General features: G+C 40.7%; 19 protein-coding genes. 14 read left to right on the plus strand and 5 right to left on the minus strand.

Features of this window, described 5'->3' with window-relative positions:
- Positions 1 to 56 precede the first annotated feature (56 nt).
- Genes BLR37_RS08145 through BLR37_RS08155 form a run of 3 tightly spaced genes read left to right on the plus strand, consistent with a single transcriptional unit; the run spans position 57 to position 1,182 of the window.
- Positions 57 to 323: a YtxH domain-containing protein gene (locus BLR37_RS08145; RefSeq protein WP_039474732.1), complete on the plus strand. Its 267-nt coding sequence runs from the start codon at positions 57 to 59 to the stop codon at positions 321 to 323.
- Positions 324 to 377: 54 nt separating this feature from the next.
- Positions 378 to 758: a hypothetical protein gene (locus BLR37_RS08150; protein ID WP_039474729.1), complete on the plus strand. Its 381-nt coding sequence runs from the start codon at positions 378 to 380 to the stop codon at positions 756 to 758.
- A complete protein-coding gene (locus BLR37_RS08155) occupies positions 745 to 1,182 on the plus strand; it encodes a hypothetical protein (RefSeq protein ID WP_090766979.1) in 438 nt (145 codons plus the stop codon). Before BLR37_RS08150 ends, BLR37_RS08155 begins: the two co-directional genes overlap by 14 nt.
- Positions 1,183 to 1,310: 128 nt before the next feature.
- On the opposite strand, the gene aspS is transcribed toward BLR37_RS08155, so the two are convergent.
- Positions 1,311 to 3,056 carry an aspartate--tRNA ligase gene (aspS, locus tag BLR37_RS08160; RefSeq protein ID WP_039474723.1) on the minus strand — a complete coding sequence of 582 codons (1,746 nt, stop codon included), beginning with the start codon at positions 3,054 to 3,056 and terminating at the stop codon, positions 1,311 to 1,313.
- 141 nt (positions 3,057 to 3,197) lie between these two features.
- Positions 3,198 to 3,602, minus strand: a complete 405-nt coding sequence (locus BLR37_RS08165; protein ID WP_090766982.1) for a nuclear transport factor 2 family protein — start codon at positions 3,600 to 3,602, stop codon at positions 3,198 to 3,200.
- 564 nt (positions 3,603 to 4,166) lie between these two features.
- Here BLR37_RS08165 and BLR37_RS08170 point away from each other — a divergent pair.
- The 6 genes from BLR37_RS08170 to BLR37_RS08195 all read left to right on the plus strand — a co-directional run bounded on the left by BLR37_RS08170 (position 4,167) and on the right by BLR37_RS08195 (position 9,631).
- The gene (locus BLR37_RS08170) at positions 4,167 to 4,724 is read left to right on the plus strand and encodes an RNA polymerase sigma factor (RefSeq protein ID WP_039474715.1); all 558 of its coding nucleotides are present in this window, start codon (positions 4,167 to 4,169) and stop codon (positions 4,722 to 4,724) included.
- Positions 4,717 to 5,247, plus strand: a complete 531-nt coding sequence (locus BLR37_RS08175) for a hypothetical protein (RefSeq protein WP_244154620.1) — start codon at positions 4,717 to 4,719, stop codon at positions 5,245 to 5,247. The genes BLR37_RS08170 and BLR37_RS08175 overlap by 8 nt, the downstream gene beginning before the upstream one ends.
- Before the next feature lie 192 nt (positions 5,248 to 5,439).
- Positions 5,440 to 6,726 (plus strand): hypothetical protein, encoded by a 1,287-nt coding sequence (locus BLR37_RS08180; RefSeq protein WP_244154621.1) that lies wholly within the window; start codon positions 5,440 to 5,442, stop codon positions 6,724 to 6,726.
- A gap of 201 nt (positions 6,727 to 6,927) precedes the next feature.
- On the plus strand, positions 6,928 to 8,295 hold the full coding sequence (locus tag BLR37_RS08185) for a S41 family peptidase (RefSeq protein WP_090766988.1): 1,368 nt from the start codon (positions 6,928 to 6,930) through the stop codon (positions 8,293 to 8,295).
- Positions 8,296 to 8,352: 57 nt separating this feature from the next.
- Entirely contained in the window at positions 8,353 to 8,907 is a 555-nt protein-coding gene (locus BLR37_RS08190) for a peroxiredoxin family protein (protein ID WP_090766991.1), read from the plus strand.
- Between the two features lie 94 nt (positions 8,908 to 9,001).
- A complete protein-coding gene (locus BLR37_RS08195; RefSeq protein ID WP_090766994.1) occupies positions 9,002 to 9,631 on the plus strand; it encodes a Pr6Pr family membrane protein in 630 nt (209 codons plus the stop codon).
- Here the strand turns inward: BLR37_RS08195 and BLR37_RS08200 are convergent.
- A complete protein-coding gene (locus BLR37_RS08200; RefSeq protein WP_039474707.1) occupies positions 9,628 to 10,518 on the minus strand; it encodes a bestrophin family protein in 891 nt (296 codons plus the stop codon). The genes BLR37_RS08195 and BLR37_RS08200 overlap by 4 nt on opposite strands.
- Positions 10,519 to 10,655: 137 nt before the next feature.
- Between BLR37_RS08200 and BLR37_RS08205 the strand changes: the two genes are divergently transcribed.
- Together BLR37_RS08205 and BLR37_RS08210 are read left to right on the plus strand one after the other, a co-directional pair.
- Positions 10,656 to 12,179 carry an MFS transporter gene (locus BLR37_RS08205; protein WP_090766995.1) on the plus strand — a complete coding sequence of 508 codons (1,524 nt, stop codon included), beginning with the start codon at positions 10,656 to 10,658 and terminating at the stop codon, positions 12,177 to 12,179.
- An 11-nt stretch (positions 12,180 to 12,190) separates the two neighbouring features.
- The gene (locus tag BLR37_RS08210; protein ID WP_090766998.1) at positions 12,191 to 12,442 is read left to right on the plus strand and encodes a DUF6814 family protein; all 252 of its coding nucleotides are present in this window, start codon (positions 12,191 to 12,193) and stop codon (positions 12,440 to 12,442) included.
- A gap of 164 nt (positions 12,443 to 12,606) precedes the next feature.
- Here BLR37_RS08210 and BLR37_RS08215 read toward each other — a convergent pair whose 3' ends face one another.
- Together BLR37_RS08215 and BLR37_RS08220 are read right to left on the minus strand one after the other, a co-directional pair.
- Entirely contained in the window at positions 12,607 to 13,791 is a 1,185-nt protein-coding gene (locus BLR37_RS08215) for a class I SAM-dependent rRNA methyltransferase (protein WP_090767001.1), read from the minus strand.
- An 83-nt stretch (positions 13,792 to 13,874) separates the two neighbouring features.
- Positions 13,875 to 14,909 carry a LacI family DNA-binding transcriptional regulator gene (locus BLR37_RS08220; RefSeq protein ID WP_090767004.1) on the minus strand — a complete coding sequence of 345 codons (1,035 nt, stop codon included), beginning with the start codon at positions 14,907 to 14,909 and terminating at the stop codon, positions 13,875 to 13,877.
- Positions 14,910 to 15,174: 265 nt separating this feature from the next.
- Here BLR37_RS08220 and BLR37_RS08225 point away from each other — a divergent pair, with 265 nt between their 5' ends.
- The 3 genes from BLR37_RS08225 to BLR37_RS08235 are packed head-to-tail and all read left to right on the plus strand — an operon-like array spanning position 15,175 to position 21,930.
- Positions 15,175 to 18,405 carry a SusC/RagA family TonB-linked outer membrane protein gene (locus BLR37_RS08225; protein WP_090767011.1) on the plus strand — a complete coding sequence of 1,077 codons (3,231 nt, stop codon included), beginning with the start codon at positions 15,175 to 15,177 and terminating at the stop codon, positions 18,403 to 18,405.
- A 17-nt stretch (positions 18,406 to 18,422) separates the two neighbouring features.
- Positions 18,423 to 20,267 carry a RagB/SusD family nutrient uptake outer membrane protein gene (locus BLR37_RS08230; protein WP_090767014.1) on the plus strand — a complete coding sequence of 615 codons (1,845 nt, stop codon included), beginning with the start codon at positions 18,423 to 18,425 and terminating at the stop codon, positions 20,265 to 20,267.
- A 10-nt stretch (positions 20,268 to 20,277) separates the two neighbouring features.
- Positions 20,278 to 21,930, plus strand: coding sequence for a fibronectin type III domain-containing protein (locus BLR37_RS08235; protein ID WP_143009553.1), 1,653 nt, complete (start codon positions 20,278 to 20,280; stop codon positions 21,928 to 21,930).
- The last annotated feature ends 13 nt before the right edge of the window (positions 21,931 to 21,943 follow it).

The following is a 21,943-nucleotide window of genomic DNA, read 5'->3' on the forward strand; positions in this document are numbered from 1 at the left end:
AATAATGTAGTAGTTTTATATTGAACTTAATTGTTAACCCTTAAAATAGATTAATTATGAATGATAACTCAAAAGTTGTAGTTGCGCTTTTAGCAGGATTAGCTGCAGGTGCTGCATTAGGTATTTTATTTGCACCAGATAAAGGTGAAGAAACCCGCGATAAACTAAGCCAATCGTTAAAAGACCTGGGCGATTCTATTAAAGATAAAGCTGCCGATGAAATTAACAATCTGGCGAGCCTGAAAGATAAAGTGGTAAGCTCTATCAAAACCAAATTAAGAAGTGTAGAAGAAGAATACAGCGACGACGTAGAGCACGCTTAAGCAATAACAAAGGCATAGCCTGGGCATTTGCCCCAGTTAAATCTCATCTGAATTATGCAGGAAAATAAAGAAAAAAGTATTGAAGATCTGGTAGATGATGCCAAAGGCTTTTTAGAAGCCAGGGTAGAGTACACCAGGCTGTATCTTCTGGAAAAAATATCGAAGGTTTTTGCAGATCTGGTAACGAGTACGACCGTTATCGTATGCTTTGTATTGGCCTTTTTATTCGGTTCTGTTACACTTGGGCTTTACCTGGGCGATGTTTTAAACAACTATGCGGCCGGTTTTGGCTGTGTATCGCTGCTTTACATTTTAATTGCAGTAGTTGTATATTTTACCAAAGATAAATACATAGAAAAAGCAATTATAAACATTGCCATTAGAAAGTATTTTGATAAACTGGCAGATAAGGAGGACGGCGATGAGAAGCTATAAAACCATCAGAAACCTCGAAGATTTGCAGGCTAAAAAGCTGGAGCTGAAAGTAGAGTATACCCTGAAACAAAACATGCTTAAAACAGATGCTAAAGCATACTTTCATCAGTTTACCTTAGGTGCGCTGATTAAAAAATACGCTACGCCCAGTAATTTGTTTAAAGCCGACGAAAAGCTGAACATCAGCAGTACAGCCATGTCATTACTTTTACCGATGATTATGAATAAAACCATTTTCAGGGGCGCAGGTTTTTTAACCAAAGCCGCTGTTGGTTTAGTTTCGGGTAAACTCGGTAAATCGCTTGATGCAGAACACCTTTCGGCCATATTCAACTCGGTAAAAGGCTGGTTCAGTAAAAAGAAAGAAAAAAAAGATAAGAAGTTTGTCGATTATGGCATCCCGCCAGATAGTGAAACGTATTAGTTCAATGGTTCATTTGTCATTTGTCCACTAGTATACAAAGTGCAGAAGGCCATAACAGAAAAGCCTCAAGATTTAAAATCCTGAGGCTTTTTGCTATAATCGTCACCTTGAATTTATGACGAATTTTGTTATAAATCTGTTTTGATCTTCAGTTCTTTCAATTGCTTCTCATCAATAGTACTCGGACTGTCGATCATCACATCTCTACCCGAATTATTTTTAGGGAAGGCAATTACATCGCGGATGGAATCCAAGCCTGCAAAAATTGAGGTTAAACGGTCAAATCCAAAAGCAATACCACCATGCGGAGGTGCACCAAACTCGAAAGCATCCATTAAGAAACCAAATTGTTTTTGGGCTTCTTCGGCGCTGAAGCCTAAATGCTTAAACATTAAAGCCTGTAATTCGCGATCATGGATCCGGATAGAACCACCACCAACTTCGGTACCGTTAATTACCATATCGTAGGCATTGGCACGTACTTCGCCTGGTTTAGTATCTAACAAGGCAATATCTTCAGGCTTTGGCGAAGTGAACGGGTGGTGCATGGCATGGTAACGTTCAGTTTCTTCATCCCACTCCAAAAGCGGGAAATCCAATACCCAAAGGGCCGAGAATGTATTTTTATCGCGTAAACCTAAACGGTTACCCATTTCTAAACGAAGCTCGTTTAACTGCTTGCGTACTTTATCGGTAGAACCGGCTAGAATTAACAATAAATCGCCTTTTTCAGTTGCAAATGCCTCGCTCCACTGTTTAAGGTCTTCTTCGTTAAAGAACTTATCAACCGATGATTTGATGGTTCCATCATCATTATGACGGGCATAAATTAAGCCTGTAGCGCCAATTTGCGGGCGTTTAATGAAATCAGTTAATTCATCTAACTGCTTGCGTGTATAGCTTGCTGCCCCTTTGGCATTAATACCCACTACCAGCTCGGCGTTATCAAAAACCGGGAAACCTTTACCTTTAACCAAATCGTTCAGCTCTACAAACTGCATGTCAAAGCGGGTATCCGGTTTATCAGATCCGTATAAACGCATGGCATCTGCATACTGCATGCGCGGCACCTCAGGTAAATCGTAATTGCGTACTTCTTTAAATAAAGTACGGATTAAACCTTCAAAAGTGTTTAAAATATCTTCCTGTTCAATGAACGACATTTCGCAGTCAATCTGCGTAAACTCAGGCTGACGATCGGCCCTTAAATCTTCATCCCTGAAACATTTTACAATCTGGAAATAACGGTCGAAACCAGAAACCATCAGCAATTGCTTAAAGGTTTGCGGCGATTGAGGTAAAGCATAAAATTCGCCTTCGTTCATGCGGCTAGGCACAACAAAATCTCGCGCACCCTCTGGTGTAGATTTAATTAAAACCGGGGTTTCTACCTCGATAAAATCCAAAGCATCTAAATAACGGCGTACCGATTGTGCCATTTTATGGCGTAAAACCAGGTTATTGCGCACCGGGTTACGGCGTAAATCCAGGTAACGGTATTTCATGCGCAACTCATCGCCACCATCGGTTTCATCATCAATTAAAAACGGTGGTAGTTTCGCCGCGTTTAAAATTTCTAATGCTGTGATTTTGATCTCCACATCGCCGGTAGGCATTTTAGGGTTTTTATTGCTCCGCTCTACAACGGTACCAATGGCTTTAATTACGAACTCGCGACCAAGCGTACGCGCTTTCTCGCAAAGCTCACGATTATCGTCCATGTTAAAAACCAACTGGGTAATACCATAACGATCGCGGATATCGATAAAAGTCATACCGCCTAAATCTCTCGATTTCTGTACCCAACCACATAGGGCTACACTTTCGCCTAAATTATTCAGGTTTAATGCACCACAAGTTACTGTTCTTAACATATATAGTAATCTAAAATGAGCGGCAAAAATACCGATTTTGTTTTAAAGTTTCGAGTAGAAGATTTAAGGAAATTTTATGTCCTTAGATTTATTGTTTTTAACCACAAAGACACAAGGTGCACCAGGAAATTAGGGGTGATTTTAATATTTCTCTTCCAGCACAATTTCGATGGCAATTACTTTCCACTCGCCGCGAATGTTTTTCCAATGTACCATTTCTTCGGTTTGGATGGTTTGTTTTCTGGAGAAAAACAGCAAATTAGGTCTGATAACGATTGATTTCCGCGCAATTTTTTCAATAAAAACATCATTTTCGAAACTTGATTTTATACGATAATGGCTCGTATCAAAGCTTTTAGCGCCTTTAAAGTATTTCCTTAAATCGATCGTATAATCGCGCTTATTCAGGGCAACTCCTCCGGCCGGCGTAAAAACAAAGTTGTGATCGAGTATAGCCACATAGGCATCTGCATCTTTATTAATTAAAGCCTGATTAACGGCTTGATGTATTTCGTTTATCGCTGAAATGATTAAATCGGTTTCCATGGCATGAAGTTAAAGCTTTGTTGCAGGGTTTTCAAATTAATGATGAACAGGCAAGTATTTTTCCACAAACAGGTGGCCAGCTGAAGCTGTAGTTTTTACCCTTATCTGCGTTAAAATAAACCATTTTACAATATGATTTGAAAACGATCGTCAGTGCCCTATGGCCAATGCAGCCCTGCCATCCGCTTTATCCCGATGAATACCGATATATACCTGAACGGGATGCCCGCTCCTGTCAGGTTTATTTAACCCAAACCTGTGTTAAAACACCCAAAGTCTTGACTAAATTTCCGGTTTTTGCAGCTGCCCGGGTTAAATAAACCCGATTGAATGGAGGCCAGTTTCCTTCAAACGGGCCGGAAGAAAAGCGGGGCTGAAATGGCCAAAAGTGCCGGAGCATTCATTTTCTAACAAATGAAGCAGCATTCAGGAGATAGCCGATCATTGTTACGGCCATAAATCTAGCTCAGACTTAAAACAGATTTAACATATTTTTAAACTTTTTTATACCTTGATGCAACGTTTTAAAATCTCTACTGTCTTATAATCAGAATATTCAAAATTTTGGAAGCCGTATACATCGATAAAAACCTCGAACTAGTAAAAGAATGCATGCAGGGAAGCCGCGCTGCACAGTTTGAATTGTACAAACTGTATGCGAAGGCAATGTATAACGTAGCGCTGCGCATTTTAAATTATGAGGAAGAGGCCGAAGATGTTTTACAGGAAGCCTTTTTAGACGCTTTTACCAGAATTGTTGATTTTAGGCAGGAAACCACTTTTGGGCTTTGGCTGAAACAGATTGTAATCAACAAATCAATCAATTATCTGCGCAAGCGTAAAATGGAATTTGTAAGTACCGACGAAATAACGGAGGTACCTGACGAGGTGAGCTTTGATGATTATGAGGTGCAATTACAGGCCGAAGAAATTAGAAAAGCCATTACCGAATTGCCTGATGGCTACAGGGTAGTGTTGAGTTTGTACCTGCTTGAGGGGTACGACCATGAAGAAATTGCACACATTTTAAAAATAAGTGAAAATACAAGTCGCACACAGTATATGCGTGCCAAAAAGAAGTTAAAGATTATTTTAGAACAGAAAGGGATGAGAGATGAATAACGGCAGATTAGAAACCTTTGTAAAAGAAAACCGCAAAGCCTTCGATGTAATGGAACCATCGGCAGCACTTTGGGCCAAAATTGAAAAGGAATTAGACAGCAAAAAGAAAAAAAAGCCGGTAAAGCTATATTTATGGATGAGCGCCGCAGCCGCTATAGTAGTGGTAATTGGTTTGGCCTGGCTGTACACCGCAAGAGTGCAAAACAACGATTTAGAAATCGCTGATGTTAGCGCTTCGTATGCCAAAAAAGAGGTTCATTTTGCAGGCTTAATTACCGAAAAGAGAGACAGTTTAGCCATTTTTGCCTCGGCCAATCCCGAGTTGTATAAAAAGTTTACTGCCGATTTAAGAAAACTGGATGAAGATTACGAAAGATTAAAATCGGAACTACCCACTTCGCCCAACCAAACTTTTGTGGTAAAGGCTATGGTAAAAAACCGCGAAATACAGTTACAACTTTTAAAACAGCAACTATTAATTATAAACCAGGTTGACGATTACAAAAGGGTTAATCAGATTTAAAAAAGCGGAAAGACCAAAGCTAAAAGACTAAAGCTTAGATGTTCTAAGATGTCTAAGGTGGTAAAAGACTTAAAACAAAAAATTGAAATTACGCGCTTTCGGGAAAAGAATTTGGGAGGAAACGCTCACCGCATTGAATTGCTTACACCAGCCGGCAGGTTTAAGCCTTTAATGTTTTAACAATTAACAAACATGAAAACAATAAAAATACTTTTAGCCTTTATGGCTTTAATAGCCGTAAAAGCCAGTGCCCAGGAGGCAACAGTTAACAGCCCGTCAGAAAAGGCGATTGTAGAAAATATCGAAAAATCTACTACGCTGGCTATGGTAAGCAATATCCAGACACAAAATGGGAGCGATGCAGAACGCACAAAATCTTTTAGCAAGAGTTTCAGTGTAGATAATAACGATAAGGTTAATCTCAACAACCAATACGGATCGATCGTAATTAAAACATGGGATAAAAAAGAAGTAAAGGTTGATATCGACATTAAAGCTTACAGCAATTCGGATAGTGATGCGCAAAAGCTCATTGATGGTGTAAGCATTGAAGCCAATAAAACTGGTGATGTGGTATCGATAAAAACCAATTTTGCCGACCGCGGTGGCAATAACTTTATGGGCAGGATAACCAAAAACGGGGTGACCAAACGTCGTGAACTTAAAATTTCCTATATTATTTACATGCCTGCAGTTAACCCGCTTACGCTAATGCAACAGTACGGGAACGTAAACATGGACGATTTCGCTGGCCCAACTTCTTTAAAAGTTCAGTATGGCAGCTTAACCGCCGGCAATTTAAGCAACACCAATAACTACATTAATGTGCAGTATGGTAAATGTACCGTTCAGGATATAAATGCAGCTGTTGTGAAACATAGCTATAATGGCCCGGTAAGTATTGGTAGCGTAGGTACTTTAGAGCTAGCTGCCGAATACGTGGCGGTAAACGTAAATACCATTCGCAAATCGGCAGATATTAAAGTAGAATATGGAGGAGGCTTAACCGTTGGCAATATTGGCGGCAACTTATTGCTCAATACAGAGTACGCTAAGGTTGACATTAACAGTGTAAAAGGAAATACCGTAATTAAACAGGGCTATGGCAGCTTAAACCTGGCCAGTGTAGGTAAACTAAACCTTAAAACCGAATACACCAACGTAAGTCTTGGTGCTTTAAATGGCGATGCATTAATCGATATGGAGTATAACAAGCTTAGCGTAGCCGATATTACTCCGGCCTGCCGCAACTTTACCTTTACCGGCGAATATGTGAGTACTGCACTTGGCTTTAACGACAGATATAACGCAAACTTTAATCTTTCAACATCTTACGCAGGATTTAAATATGGCTCCAACGTTTCGGCCAGTAAAGTTAGCGACGATGATGAAACCAAAAAATATGCGGGCAAAATCGGCTCAGGAGGCAGTGCTACTGTAAATGTTAAATCAGAATACGGATCGATCACCTTCAAATAAGTATTTACCAAACTAAACAAAAATAGTCCTGTCTGTTATAGGCAGGATTTTTTTGTTTATTACTGTCCGGTAACGGATATTAAATGCTCGATAATGAACACTGAAATACCCATAAGGACTCATAGTTTAACGCAAACAGGCTTTTTTCAACTGGTATAAAAATTGAAAGTCAAAAAATATCCAAATTAAACTAAACAAACTATGAAGAAAATTCTTTTACTACTTCTATTGCCTTTAACTGTACTTGCCCAATCGAACAAATTAACCAAAGCGGATAAGATTTATGGCCTTTCAAAATTTTGGCAAGAAGTAAATTACAATTTTGTTTATCTGAATAAAGTTGACCGTGTTAAATGGGACAGCACTTATAAAGCCTTAATTACCACTATACCCGAAACCAAAACAGATTACGAATATTACCTGGAAATGCAGCGGTTTTGCGCTATGCTGAAAGATGGGCACACCAACGTTTATATGCCTGCCGGAAAAGATTTTGAACCCATGAACACCATGTTTGGCGATTATCGTTTCTTTATCGAAAATGTAGAAGACAAAGCCATAATTACCCGGGTTAACCTGAGCAAGAAAGACGAAATTCCGGTTGGGAGCGAAGTAATAGCTGTAAATGGCCAACCTACTGCACAATACATTGCAGAACACGTTTCGCCGTACATTTCTTCTTCTACCGATTATGTTTTGAAAGATTGGAGTATCAGCAAATTGCTTCAGGGCGTTGAGGGCAGCCAGTTTGAAATCAAAATTAAAAAACCCAAAGGACAAATTTTAACCCTGAACTTAACACACAAACGAACTGAAGAAAAAGAAGTTTTCCCGGCATTTCCTGCAGAATCGGCTTTGCTCGATTTTAAATGGTACCCCAATAATGTAGCTTACGTTGCGCTTAACTCTTTCGGGGATGAGAAAATAGATTCGCTTTTTACTACCAAATTGCCAGAACTCTATAAAGCCAAAGCCATAATTATTGATTTGAGAAATAACGGAGGCGGGAGCACTGGTATTGGAAGCTATATTTTGAAATATTTAACAAACGACAGCTTACTTTATGGTTCGCGCAATGCTACCCGCCAACTCAGTTCGGCTTTTAAAGCCTGGGGGTATTATACCAAGGCAAAGGATACGGTTAATAATGAGTGGAGCAAAAAAGCCCTGCTTACCTTTCAGGATAATTATTTTTATCATTTTGATTATGCACCGTTAAAGAATAAGCTTTCTGAAAAGCGGATTGTTGTGCCTACAGCTTTATTAATTGGCCATAATACTGCTTCAGCAGCCGAAGATTTTTTAATTTATGCCGACAACCAAAAGCACATGACCAAAATTGGCAGAAACTCTTTTGGAAGTACCGGACAGCCCTATCTTTTTGATCTTCCGGGCGGCGGCAGTGCCAGAGTATGCACCAAAAAAGATACTTATCCTGATGGACGTGAATTTGTGGGTCACGGCGTAAAACCCGACATAGAAGTAACGCCAACGGTAAAAGATTTTATGGCTAATAAGGATACTACGCTGAGTACCGCAATAGATTATCTCAATAAAAAGATAAAATAACCAATCCCCTAAAGTCCCGGCAAATTTTGGTGGGACTTTTTATATTTTAGCCTTTCTATGAGGATTTACCTTTTTACTTTGCTTTTGATATCAGGATTTGCCCGAGCACAGGAAACACCAGTTGTTAAATGGGCTACGCAGGAAACTTTTTTCGAAGATTTAACCGGTAAAGATTTACCTGATTTCAATGGATTAACCATCAATAAAAAAACCTTTAGCAGGGCCAATTTAAAAAACCAGGTTGTAGTAATTAATTTCTGGTTTGAAAACTGCCCGCCCTGTCTGGCCGAAATGCCCGAATTGAATAAGCTGGCAAAGGCGTACAGACAAAAAGGCGTGCGCTTTATCGGCATTACCCACGATACGCCAACACGTGCCAAACATTTTCAAAAACGAAATGGTTACGAATATGAAATTGTATCGATGAGTAAGGCGGAAATTAGCAAGCTCAACATCAACCACGGCTTTCCCACTAACATTCTTGTAGGGGCGGATGGAAAAATCATTTACGCTACAGCAAATATTTCTTTAACCGATACGGCTTTTAAAGCCAAATCGATTTTATTTGCAGATAAACTAAAAGCAGCAGTAGAAAAGGCTAACAGCAAATAGCCTATACCTAATAAACGGTAAATAAAACAGATATGCTTATCTTAGTTGTAAGGTAAATTAGTCCTGGCGCATAACCTTTGTTAAAACTTAAACGATGAAATCTGTTAACAGCAAAAATGCATACCTTACCGTCATTACGTTAATTATCTGGTTTTCGCTTTCACTGCAATTCAGTTTAAGTTTAAGGCATTATAATGGGGCACTTTGGCCAACCCTTAAAATACTTTTGTCTTTTTTTACCGTTTTAACCAACCTCATCGTAGCCATCTGCCTGGTTGCACAATTGTTGTTAAAACAAACTGCCTTAGGCCGCTTTTTTTCGAAACCCGCAAGCCAAACAGCTGTTGCAGTTTATATATTTTTAGTGGCTTTAGTATATAATGTAGCTTTACGCGGTTTAGACCAGCCAAAGGGATGGCACAGTTTGAGTAACGAATTGCTGCACGTAATTAACCCCTTGCTTTTTCTAATTTATTGGGTTGCTTTTGTTGATAAAGCCAGGCTCAGCTACAAACAAACCACAGTTTGGCTTATTTATCCGTTATTGTATGTTATTTTTATTGTAATCAGAGGTTATTTAATCGGGCAATATCCTTACCCTTTTATTAATGTAGTAGAGATTGGCTATCCAAAGGCGATTTTAAATACAATTATTATTTTAGTTGTATTTTGGATTTTATCCTTAATTTTTGTGTTTACAGGCAAAAAGACTGCAAAAATCTAAAGCACATACTCATCATTTATCGGCTTCACCGGTTCCGGAATTTCTTCTTCTTCCAGCATCTGCAACAGGTTAATTTCAATCGTTCTGGTAATCTGGTTAAGTGGTACACCAGCCGAATTGTTCTCGAAGGGATTAACCAGGCTCATACCATTAATTTGTGTAGATACAAATACAAAACCGATTAACCAGCCTAAAAATATAGCAGCAGGTCCGGCATCCTGACTAATTACCAGCGTGAAAGTTACCACAAACAACCAGATAAACACTTTGGTAAGGTAGCTGTAAGTTGTAGGAAAAATGGTGTTTTTAATGCGCTCGCTCATGCCCATCGAATCAGAAAAACGGGTTAGCATCTCATTAATTTCGATAAACCTGAAACCATCAACCACACCTGATTTAGAAAGTTTCTGCAAATCGCGCGATTGAATATTGAGCAATGCATTGTGCTTATTGTTGTGCTTTTCCATTTCTTTCAAATCGGCTTCTTCCAAATATTTGGTATAAATTTCATCAACTGTACCCCTCAAATTGGCTTTTAAAGCATATAAAAAAGCGATATGCCTGCAAACCATCCGTTTCACACTTTCTCGGTCATCGTCAGCATAATTAATTAAAGCCCTTGCGAAAGAACGCGAATCGTTAACCAGGGCGCCCCATACTTTCCGCGCCTCCCACCACCGATCGTAGGCCTGGTTGTTGTTAAAACCTATAAAAAAGGCAATGGCCGTACCCAAAACCGTTGGGATAATGGAGGGAATAGAAAAATGATGCGCAATTAAATATTCGCGCACGAAATAAGCCGCTGTGCAGGAGGCGATCATAATCAGATCGACATGCCATGTATTTCTTAAAATTCTACTTAACCTGATGTTTTGAACTAAAAGCATATATTCTAAATGGTGAATGAAAATACAAAACAAAAGGCAAAATGTTTTATTTGGCGCTAAATTTAATAGCCGACAGTACAGGTTGCCGATTGTGACTCAAATGTTTATATTGGGAAACCAAATATTCCCGAATTTTTATGAGCGACGCTTTACCTAAGAACAACATTTTTAAAGTTATTGGTGCATCATCACTGGGCACACTGATTGAATGGTACGATTTTTACATTTTTGGCAGCCTTGCCGTGATTATCGGTCACCAGTTATTTCCAGAAGACGCGGGTGCATCGGCCCTGATTAATACACTTGCCATATTTGCCGCAGGTTTTATTGTACGCCCTTTTGGCGCCCTGGTTTTTGGCCGGCTTGGCGATTTAATTGGCCGCAAATACACCTTTCTTTTAACCCTGGTTTTAATGGGTGGCTCTACTTTTTTTATAGGACTTATTCCCTCTTATAAAAGCATTGGCTATGCAGCGCCCATTTTAGTCTTAATATTAAGATTAGTACAAGGTTTGGCCCTCGGTGGCGAGTATGGGGGAGCTGCAACCTATGTAGCCGAACATGCCCCCGAAAATAAACGAGGCTTTTTTACCAGCTGGATACAAACGACAGCTACGTTGGGTTTATTCCTTTCGCTGGGCATTATTGTAATTACCAAGAATATTTTGGGCGCCGAAACTTTTGGCGATTGGGGCTGGCGCATTCCCTTCCTGCTATCGATTGTACTGGTAGTGGTATCCATTTACATCCGGATGAAAATGCACGAATCGCCGCTGTTTTCGAAACTAAAGGCAGAAGGAAATGTTTCGAAAAACCCGCTAAAAGAAAGCTTTAGTCATAAAGCTAACTTTAAAATGGTGCTTTTAGCGCTATTTGGTGCAACCATGGGACAAGGCGTAATCTGGTATACCGGACAATTTTATGCGCAATCGTTTTTAGAGAACACCTGTAAGCTCGATTTTAATGATTCGAGATATATTTTACTTTGGGGAATTGCCTTTGCCACTCCGTTTTTTGTAGTATTTGGTGCATGGAGTGATAAAGTGGGCCGAAAGTGGATTATGCTTACGGGTATGTTGCTGGGTATTATTTTCTACCGCCCCATTTATCAGATTTTTCTGGATGATACCGATTATACCAAAATTGAACAAAGCGATATTTTATCTTCAACAGCTGCCCCGGCAAGTGCTGTATTGATTCCAAATTCAACTGATAGTTTAAGAACCACCGTAACCAAAGTAATGCTTAAAAGCGGAGCCTCATTTAGCCGGATACAAACAGATACCATTTCGGTGAGTAACGGCATTTTACCAGCAAAAGAAATTATTAAAGATAAAATATTGGCCAAAACCGTATTCTGGAAGTTCGTTGGACTGATTTTTTTCCAGATTTTACTGGTAACCATGGTTTATGGACCAATTGCTGCATTTTTGGTTGAGCTTTTCCCTACCAAAATCAGGTATACTTCCATGTCGCTACCTTACCATATTGGCAATGGTGTTTTTGGGGGACTGGTTCCTTTTATTGCCACCCTGATAGCCAGTTTTTCGGGATCGACGCCGCTATCTGGCTTGTGGTACCCTATTGGCATTGCCACATTGAGTTTGGTGATTGGCGCCATTTATTTATCGAACAAAAGAGACGAAAACATTAACGATTAGCATTTAAGAAAATGAATACACTGAAGAAATTTTTAGGCTTAATCTGGATGGTTTTAGGACCATTAGCTATGACATTTTTGTTTTTACAAGCCATAGAAAAAGTAGGTTTAACCCATACCGACATTGAACGCACAAACACCATTTTACAATGGGGAATTATCTTGTTTATTTTCCTGCCCATAAGCTTAGGGCTCATGATTTTCGGTTTTTATGCCTGGAAAGGCGAATATGATAAATTGCCGGAGAGCTCGGAAGAGGTGTAAATGTTATTTTTACCACAAAGCACTCCCGCTCTCGCGCGCTTCCAACGCGTGCGAAAATAGCCTGTCGTATTTTACGACGTCAAGCTATATTTTGCCACGGAGGAACGGAAAGCATAGAAAAATATCCATGTTAATCTGTAGCTAAAAAATAAGATTAAAGAAAATTAAAGGACCCGTAGCAGTAAACCTTTCAGGTATTCACCCTCCGGGAATGAAATCCTAACCGGGTGATCTTCAGGCTGACAGAATTGTTTAATAATCTGTACTTCTTTACCTGCATCGAGTGCTGCCCAGGCAATAATCTGTTTAAAGGTTTCGATATCCACTGCGCCAGAACAAGAGAAGGTAGCCAAAAGACCTCCTTTTTCTAACAATAACATACCTAAACGATTTAAATCTTTGTACGCTCTCGCTGCGCGGTCTAAGGCAGAACGTGAAGGTGCATATTTTGGTGGGTCGAGTACAATAACATCGAACAGTTCGCCTGCTTCTTTAAAAGCTCTTAACTGTTTATTCACGTCTGACTGGATGGCCGTAACTTTATCGCCATCAAATTGGTTCAGTGCTACGTTTTGTTTTAAGGTTTCTACAGCCAAACCAGAGCTATCTACACTGGTAACACTTGCAGCGCCATTTGCCAAACTGTTTAAGCTAAAGCCTCCGCTGTAGCTAAAGCAGTCCAGAACTTTTTTGCCTTTGGTATAGCTCGCTAAAATACTGCGGTTATCACGCTGATCGCAATAAAAACCCGATTTTTGCCCTTCAGCAATATTGATATGGTAGGTAATTCCGTTTTCTTTAACCGCTAAAAATTCAGGTGGATTTTCGCCCCAAAGCAAACCATTTTCTACAGGTAAACCTTCGTGTGTACGGGCTGTAGCATCACTTTTATCAAAAATACCTTTAGGTTGCAACTCCGTTCTGAGAATCTCTACAATGTCGTTCTTTACCTTTTCAATACCCGAGCTTAAAATCTGCAGCGAAAGGAAGTCGGCATATTGATCAACAATTAAACCAGGCAGGAAATCCGCTTCGCTAAAAACCAGTCGGCAGGTGTTGGTCTGCTCGCCCAAAATAAACTGACGTGAGGCAATAGCTTGTTTTAAGCGGTTTTGGTACCAGTTAAAGTCTATGGTTTGTGTTTCATCCCACTCCAGCAAACGAACGGCAACACGCGAGTTGCTGTTGTAATAGCCATAGGCCAGAAATTCACGGTCAAAGGCATATACTTTTACTACATCGCCATCTTCTGGTTTTCCTTTAACTTTTTCCAGCGCACCAGAAAATACCCACGGATGTCTTTGTATTGCTGCTTTTTCTTTGCCCTTTTTTAATGTGATTTCTACCATGCTGCAAAGGTAGCAATTAGTTTGGAGTTGAGCGGTTAGCCTTTAGAATAGCAAAAGCTACAAACCAGCGTACCAACAAGTACTTATAAAAACTTACTTCCTACCTGCTTTGGCATTTTTACCAGTTCGGTATCGAGCACCTTGGTTTCGAATTCGGTTACCGGCCTTTTGGCTTCAATCATCGAAATCAGCAATTCGGTGGCTACCTGGCCCATTTCGAAAGCGGGTTGTTTTACCGAAGTTAATGATGGCGAAAACAGCTCAACCAGGTTTGAATTGGTAAAGCCAGAAATGGCAATATTATGGGCCACTTCGGGATTTGTTTTCTTCAGGGCCATAATACAGCCTGTAGTTAAACGGTCGCTCGATATAAAAATCCCGTCAGGTTTAAGTGGCAAAAGTTCTGTAACAGCTTGCTCAAGCTCGGCACTGTGCATACCTCCATGCTGGCAATATTTAACGAGTTCAGGCTTAAATTCGATGTGATATTTTGCCAGTGCGGCTTTATAACCTCCCAACCGTTCTTTGGTAATTGATAAGTTTTCGGAGTTGGTTAAATGTGCTATGGTTCTTTTACCTGATAAAATAAGGTGTTCAGTAGCATCAAAAGCGCCCTTAAAGTTATTGGCGATTACTTTATGAGTTTCAAAATCTTCAGGTACCCGGTCAAAAAAAACAATGGGCAAGCCTTTACTGTATAAATCGCGCAGGTAGTCAATATCCTGGGTTTCTGACGAAAGTGCAATTAAAAGCCCGTCAATCGAACGCGATGCTAAATGCTCTACGTTGAGCTTTTCCTGCTTATAAGATTCGTGGCTCTGCGAAATAATTACGTGGTAATCTTTATCGTAAGCAATAGATTCGATGCCATTTATTACCTGCGAAAAGAAGTTATTGGCAATTTCGCTTACAATAATGCCTATCGAATAACTGCGGCGCTCTTTCAAGCTTCTGGCAATGGGGTTGGCCCGGTAATTTACCTTCTCGGCATAGGCCAGTACCAGTTTTTTAGTTTCCTCACTAATTTCGTAACGGTCTCTTAAAGCCCTGGATACTGTTGATGTAGACAGTCCCAACGCTTTAGCAATATCTTTTATGGTAGATGTTTCAAATCTCATGGTATGTACTTGCGTACAAGTTACGAAAAATATCTTTTACGGGCATTTTGATCCCATTTTTAATAAACGTTAAAAAGACGTTTTTGGGAACGTTTGCACAGATTTTTAGTTAAATTCGGTTTCAAACGGTTTTTAGTTTGTAAAATTGTTACATCAACGTAACCAAATATAAACAAAGTACAACATCCCGAAACTAGAATTATATTCTACATGCAAGCGATTGCATCACTTAAAAAACCAAATATTTTTAAATAATTACATAACTATGAGCAGAGTTTTACTCGTTTTTGCATTTCTCTCGTTTTTTGGATTATCTGGAGCTCAGGCACAAAACCGGCAACTAACGGGAACCGTGAAAGATAAATCGGACGGGCAACCCCTGATTGGTGTTAGCGTATCTGTTAAAGATTCGAAAACCGGAGCCAGCACAGATGCCAACGGTACCTACAAAATTACCATCCCAGGCAAAGGAGCTACCTTAATTTTTACTTATGTGGGTTATAAAACCAAAAGTGTTACGGTAGGCGATCAAAGTAAAATGGACGTCACCCTGGAAGAAGATGCCAACACCTTACAAGAAGTTACCGTAAATATTGGTTATGGCTCAGTACGTAAAGAAGCTTTAACTGGTTCAGTTTCGTCGGTTACCGGCAAAGATATTGAGCAATTCCCGGTAAGTACAGCCGCCCAGGCCCTGGCCGGTAAACTGGCAGGCGTATCGGTTACCACTACTGAGGGTAGCCCGGGTGCCGAAATTGTGATAAAAGTACGTGGCGGAAGCTCACTTACGGGCGATAACTCCCCGCTCTATATTGTTGACGGTATTCAGGTAGAAAATGCCCTATCGATCTTATCGCCAAACGAAATCCAATCTATCGATGTGCTGAAAGATGTGGCCTCAACTTCTATTTATGGCAGCAGAGGTGCTAATGGAGTTGTGATTATTACAACCAAAAGCGGCAAAAAAGGTCGGCCAATTGTTTCTTTTGATGCCTACGCAGGCGCCAGACAGATTGTAAACGAACTGGATGTAATGAACCCTTACGAGTTTGTGAAATATCAGTACGAGCTTTATAATAACAATACCAGTCAGGATGTAAAAGATACCTTTACCAAGAAATACGGTACTTTCGAAGATCTGGATATTTACAAAAACATTCCGAATATCGACTGGCAGGATAAAGTTTTTGGTCGCCAGGCCTGGAGCAATACCGAAGTGTTAAACCTTGCAGGTGGAACATCCAAAACCACTTACAATGTTTCGGTAAACAATACCAAAGAGGATGGTATTATGCTAAACTCAGGCTACAGAAGAACTTTTGCTTCGGTGCGTTTAGACCATAAATTTACTGATAAACTGAGGGTTGGCCTTAATGCCCGTTACAGCCGTCAACGTGTTGACGGGGTAGGCACGACCTCTACCGGATCGCAGGGTACCAATCGTTTAAGAAACTCTGTTCGTTACCAGCCTTACTCGGGAGGATCTGATTCAGGCGACTTATTCGATGCCGATTATTTAACAACCGGATTAACCAATCCAATTACCTTAGCCAATCAGGAGCTGAAATACGATTACCGCAATGATTTAATCAGCAGTGGTTATGTGCAGTATTCAATCCTTAAAAACCTGACCATTAAAAGTACCGTAGGTTACAACAGAACCAACAGGCACGTAAATGTTTTTAATGGTCCGGTAAGTAATGTGGCCCGTAACAATGCTGGTTTACCTGCTATTCAACTTGATACGGTTGCCCAAAAATCGTTCATTAATACCAATACCATCAATTACAAACCCAATTTAGGTAAAGATCACAGCCTGGATTTATTGGTAGGACAGGAAATCAACATGGTGGATATCGATTCGAGAAGTACTGTACTTAAGTTTTTACCTATCGATATTTCGCCGGATGATGCCTTTGTTAGTTCAGCACCAGCAAACACCATTCAAGATCGGCCTACCTCATTAATTTCGGGTACCAGACAGTTTTCGATATTTAGCAGGGCTTCTTACGGTTTTAAAAACAAATATCTGGCCACGGTAAATTTCAGAACCGATGCTTCATCACTATTCGCGGCAGGTAAACAATGGGGTTATTTCCCTTCGGCACAGGTGGCCTGGAGGGTAACTGAAGAAAAATTCATCAAAGACCTTAACCTGAACTGGCTGGATAACTTTAAAGTGAGAATGAGTTATGGTGCCGCCGGGAACAACCGAATTGGCCAGGATTTATTCAGAACTTTGTTTTACCTGAGTTCTACCACAGGTGGTTATGCCGAAACTGATGCATCAGTTTCAACAGGTTTAATTTCAGGTACAGCAACCGGAAATATCCTGTCGAACCCAAACATTACCTGGGAAACTAACATTTCTAAAAACCTGGGTATCGATATCGATCTGTTCAAAAATAAATTGTCCCTTAATTTAGATTATTACGATAACCGCACTAAAAACCTGCTATTAAATGCCAACGTTCCACAAACTACGGGCTATTCTACCCAGCAGCAAAACGTGGGTAAAACCCAGAATACAGGTTTTGAGTTGCAGTTAAACTATCAGGCTGTTAAAACCAAAAACTTTAGCTACAATACCAGCTTCAACATTTCATTCAACCGGAATAAAATTGTGGAACTCCAAAATGGCGTAAGTTCTTACATCACGCAATCGGGCTGGGTAAACAGTCTGGGCGATTTTAAAGTAGAGGTAGGTCAGCCAGTTGGCCAGTTTTACGGTTTCGTATCTGACGGTCGTTATACTGTTGATGATTTTACCTATGTGCAAAATACCACAACAGGTGCTTATACCTATACCCTTAAACCAACGGTAGCCAACAGCAGGGTATTATTGGGTAACCGCGATCCGCAGCCCGGCGATATGAAAGTGAAAAAACTCTCTTCATCATCAAGCATGATGATTGGCGACGATGACAGAACCGTGCTGGGTACTGCTCAACCGAAATTTACAGGCGGTTTTAACAATCAGTTTGCATATAAAAACTTCGATTTAACAGTATTTGTAAACTTCAGCTATGGCAATAAGGTTTACAATGCCAACAAGTTAGAATTTACCTCGCAATACAACGTTAAAGACAACAATTTACTGGCAGTAATGAACGACAGGTGGCAGAATTTTGATGCCAATGGTGTAAAAGTAACCGACCCAAGCCTGTTAACAGCCATGAATGCCAATACAACCTTATGGACACCAACGGGAGGAAACTATGCTTTAACCTCTTATGCAGTAGAAAGCGGTTCTTTTTTAAGAATCAGCAATGTAACCCTTGGCTATAGCTTACCGCAAAGCTTAATTAAAAAAACAGGCTTTATTTCAAAGCTAAGGGTATACGGAACGGTTAACAATTTGTACACCATAACGGGTTACACCGGTTACGATCCGGAAGCCAATACCCGCCGTTCAAATCCGCTTACACCAGGTATCGATTATGCGGCTTATCCGCGCAGCAGATACATCCTGGCTGGTATTAACATGGTATTTTAACCTCAACATTAAAGAAAATGAAAAATAAATTGATAAAATCGGCTTTAATGGTAATTGCTGTTGGAGCATTGAGTATAACCACTTCCTGCAAAAAATATTTAGACGTACAATCGCCTTCCACTTCATCTCCTGATGTAGTTTTCGAAAGTACTGCAAACACCAATGCTGCACTAATAGCGGTGTACAACCGTTTATGTGGCGATAACGGTTACGGTAGCCGGATTTCGACCTTATTTGGCCTTACCGCCGATGATTTTAAAACCTCAGGAAGTTACAGTTCTTCTGACAGGAGGGGCATTAGCATGTACGGGGCAAGTTCGGATAATACCGATTTGATTAACCCCTTTTTACAGTTGTATGCTGGCGTAGAACGTGCCAATATCTGCATCAAATTTATTCCGGCATCTAAACTTTACGCCAATGGTTCTGATGCAGAAAAAGCCACCATGCAGCGCTACTACGGCGAAGCATTGGCTTTAAGGGCACAATTCCTTTATGAATTGATCCGCAACTGGGGCGATGTACCGGCATCATTTGTGCCATCGGCTGATGCCGAAACCCTTTACGGCCCAAATGTAGACCGCAATAAAACTTACGATCAGATTATTGCTGATCTAAAAATGGCCGAAGACCTGGTGCCCTGGAGAAGCGGTATCACAGAATACGGTAGCTTCCGTTTTACCAAAGGCGCCATTAAAGGTTTAAGGGCCCGTATTGCATTGGCAAGAGGTGGTTATTCGTTAAGATCGGCCAGCCATACCATGGAGCGCAGTGCCGATTACTTAACCTATTATAAAATTGCAATGGATGAGTGCCTCGACCTGATGAACCACCGTTCGGAGCATAACATCAATCCTGTTTATGAAAATGTTTTTAAAAGCCTGCATACCACTACCCGCAACGATGATGCCCACGAATTGATGTTTGAAGTGGCTGCCTTTGGTGGTAATGCTGCTACAGATAGTAAACTTGGCTATTATAACGGTATCCGCTTTAACTCAGCCTCTACTTTCGGGTCGGGCGGTGGCGGTATGAATGCCATCCCAACCTACTTTTATGAATTTGATGTAACGAAAGATTGCCGCAGAGATGTAACGATTGGTGTTTTCGAAATTACTGCGACATCAAAAAAAATCATCAATACTTTGTTTAATATGACGGATGGTAAATTCCGTAAATCGTGGACTGCCTTTAACGGCTCATCTGCAGCGCAGAATTTTTCGATCAACTGGCCTATTTTACGCTTTTCTGATGTATTGCTGATGTATGCCGAAGCTGATAACGAAATTAATGGCGCACCATCTGCTGCTGCAGTTAACGCCTTACAGGAAGTACAAAAAAGGGCTTACGCTGGTTTCGAAAGCCAGATTCCGGCAACACCAACAGATAAAACCGGTTTCTTCAATGCCATTGTTAAAGAGCGTTTACTGGAATTTGGAGGCGAAGGCATCCGCAAGTACGACTTAATCCGTTGGAATTTACTGGCCAGCAAGTTTGATGAAACACGCACCAAAATCCGTGCTTTGATTGCCGGTACGGGCGATTATGCCAGTGTACCCAATTATATTTATGCCAAAGAAGGCAATTATTTACTTGGAACCAGTGTAAACGAAGTGGCTACGCTCGATCTTTATGGAGGTGTTCCGAATAACGTATTTGTTTCTCCGGGTTTAAATACTTCTTCTGCACCAACCGGCTATACCACCAAAAACTGGCGCAAAGCGGTAACTGAAGAAAACTCGATTACCAGCACTTCAACTGGTATTGCTTATTACTTCGAAGCCAACAAAAAGGAGCTTTTCCCATACCCCAAAACGACGTTAATTGAAAACCCAAACATGGTTCAAAACTTTGGTTATTAATAAGAGTATTATGAAAAAAATTATAGATCAACTGGGATTTAAACTGATGATGTTATCGCTGATGGCTTTGGCGATTGCTTCTTGTAAAAAGGAAGAGGATGTGCCTGCAGAACCGGCGAGGATATTTAAACCGAGCGATGTTAAAATTACCTCCGGCGAAACTTCGGCCAAATTAACCTGGACCTTACCGCTCATGTCGACCGGTAAAACACTTAAATACAGCGTTGATTTCTCGACCGATTCGTTATTCGCGACGGTAAATTATACCACCACAACCGACACAGCAGGAGTAACGGTAACCGACGATAACCTGGCGGTAAGAACAAAATATTATGCCAGGGTTAAGGCCACTGCAACCGAGAGTCAGCCCGAATCGAAATACGTGCGCAGCAGTGCCTTTCAGTTAACCGGTATCCAATTGTTTTCGGCTATCAGGGATAATGAAATTAAAGAAACCTCGGCTAAATTGTATTTCACCAAAACAGCAGGCTTAACTGCTATTGTACTAACCCCGGCTACGGGCGCAGCAATAACCGTTTCGTTAAGTACCAGCGAGGCTACTGTTGATGGTTTTAAAGCCATTACTGGTTTAACTGCAGGCACCAAATATACTGCCGAACTTTTTGCAGGCACTAAGAGCAAAGGCCTGGTTACCTTTACCACACTGGCACCTACGGTTTATACCGTGAAATTAAACCCTGGCGATGATCTGGCCGCAGCAATTAGTAATGCTGCTAATGGTGCAGTAATCGGCTTAAACCCGGGTACCTACAACATATCTGCAGCTTCGACATTCATTACCCAAAAAACCATTACCCTTAAATCTACCTCGGGTGAGCCTAAGGATACCAAAGTAAATTTTAAAGAATTTGATATCGAAGGTACAGGAGCAGGGGTAACTTTTTCAGGTATCGAATTTGATGGAACAGCAGGTGCCTCATTGTACTTCATCAACTTTATCGGCTCGCAGGCTTCAAATGGGGCAGCAGCAACCTTTACCAATGTAACCGTTGATAATTGTATTGTACACGGCTCTACCACTTCGTTTTTACGTGGCGACAGGGGAACAGCGGCGCGGGATTTTAAAATAACGGCTATTACGGTTAACAACTCTATTGTTTACGATATGGGCGCCAATGGCTCATCGGCCTATTACACTTTCCACGTAAACAAAATGCAATTCAATACATTAACGGTATCTAAATCTACATTTTACAATGCAGGTCCGGGTTTGGTAACGGCAAGCACCACTTATGCTGGCGATGTGATTCCAACAGTAGCCATTAGCAATTCTACCTTTAATGGTTTTGGTGGCAATGCCAAATATGCGCTGTTAGATGCAAGCGCAAACCCGATTAATTTCACCATCGTAAACAGTATTTTGGCCAATACCCCTAAATCAGGGACGGTTAACGCTGCTGCCATCAGAGGCACAGGAGCGGGCAGTACCCTGAAAATTTCGAACAGCAATTATTTCAATCTATCGAGTGCGCTAACGGGGGGTACCGCTTTAACTTTTGGTACAGCTACCCTGGCCAGCAACCAAAGTATCAACACAGGCTGGACAGCCACTACTACCGATTTTACATTACCTGCAGGTTCTGTTTTAAGAACTGCCGGAAGTACAGGTGGACCAATAGGCGATCCACGCTGGACATATTAATTATTTTTTAAGG

This window comes from Pedobacter soli (assembly GCF_900101435.1).
Lineage (GTDB): Bacteria > Bacteroidota > Bacteroidia > Sphingobacteriales > Sphingobacteriaceae > Pedobacter > Pedobacter soli.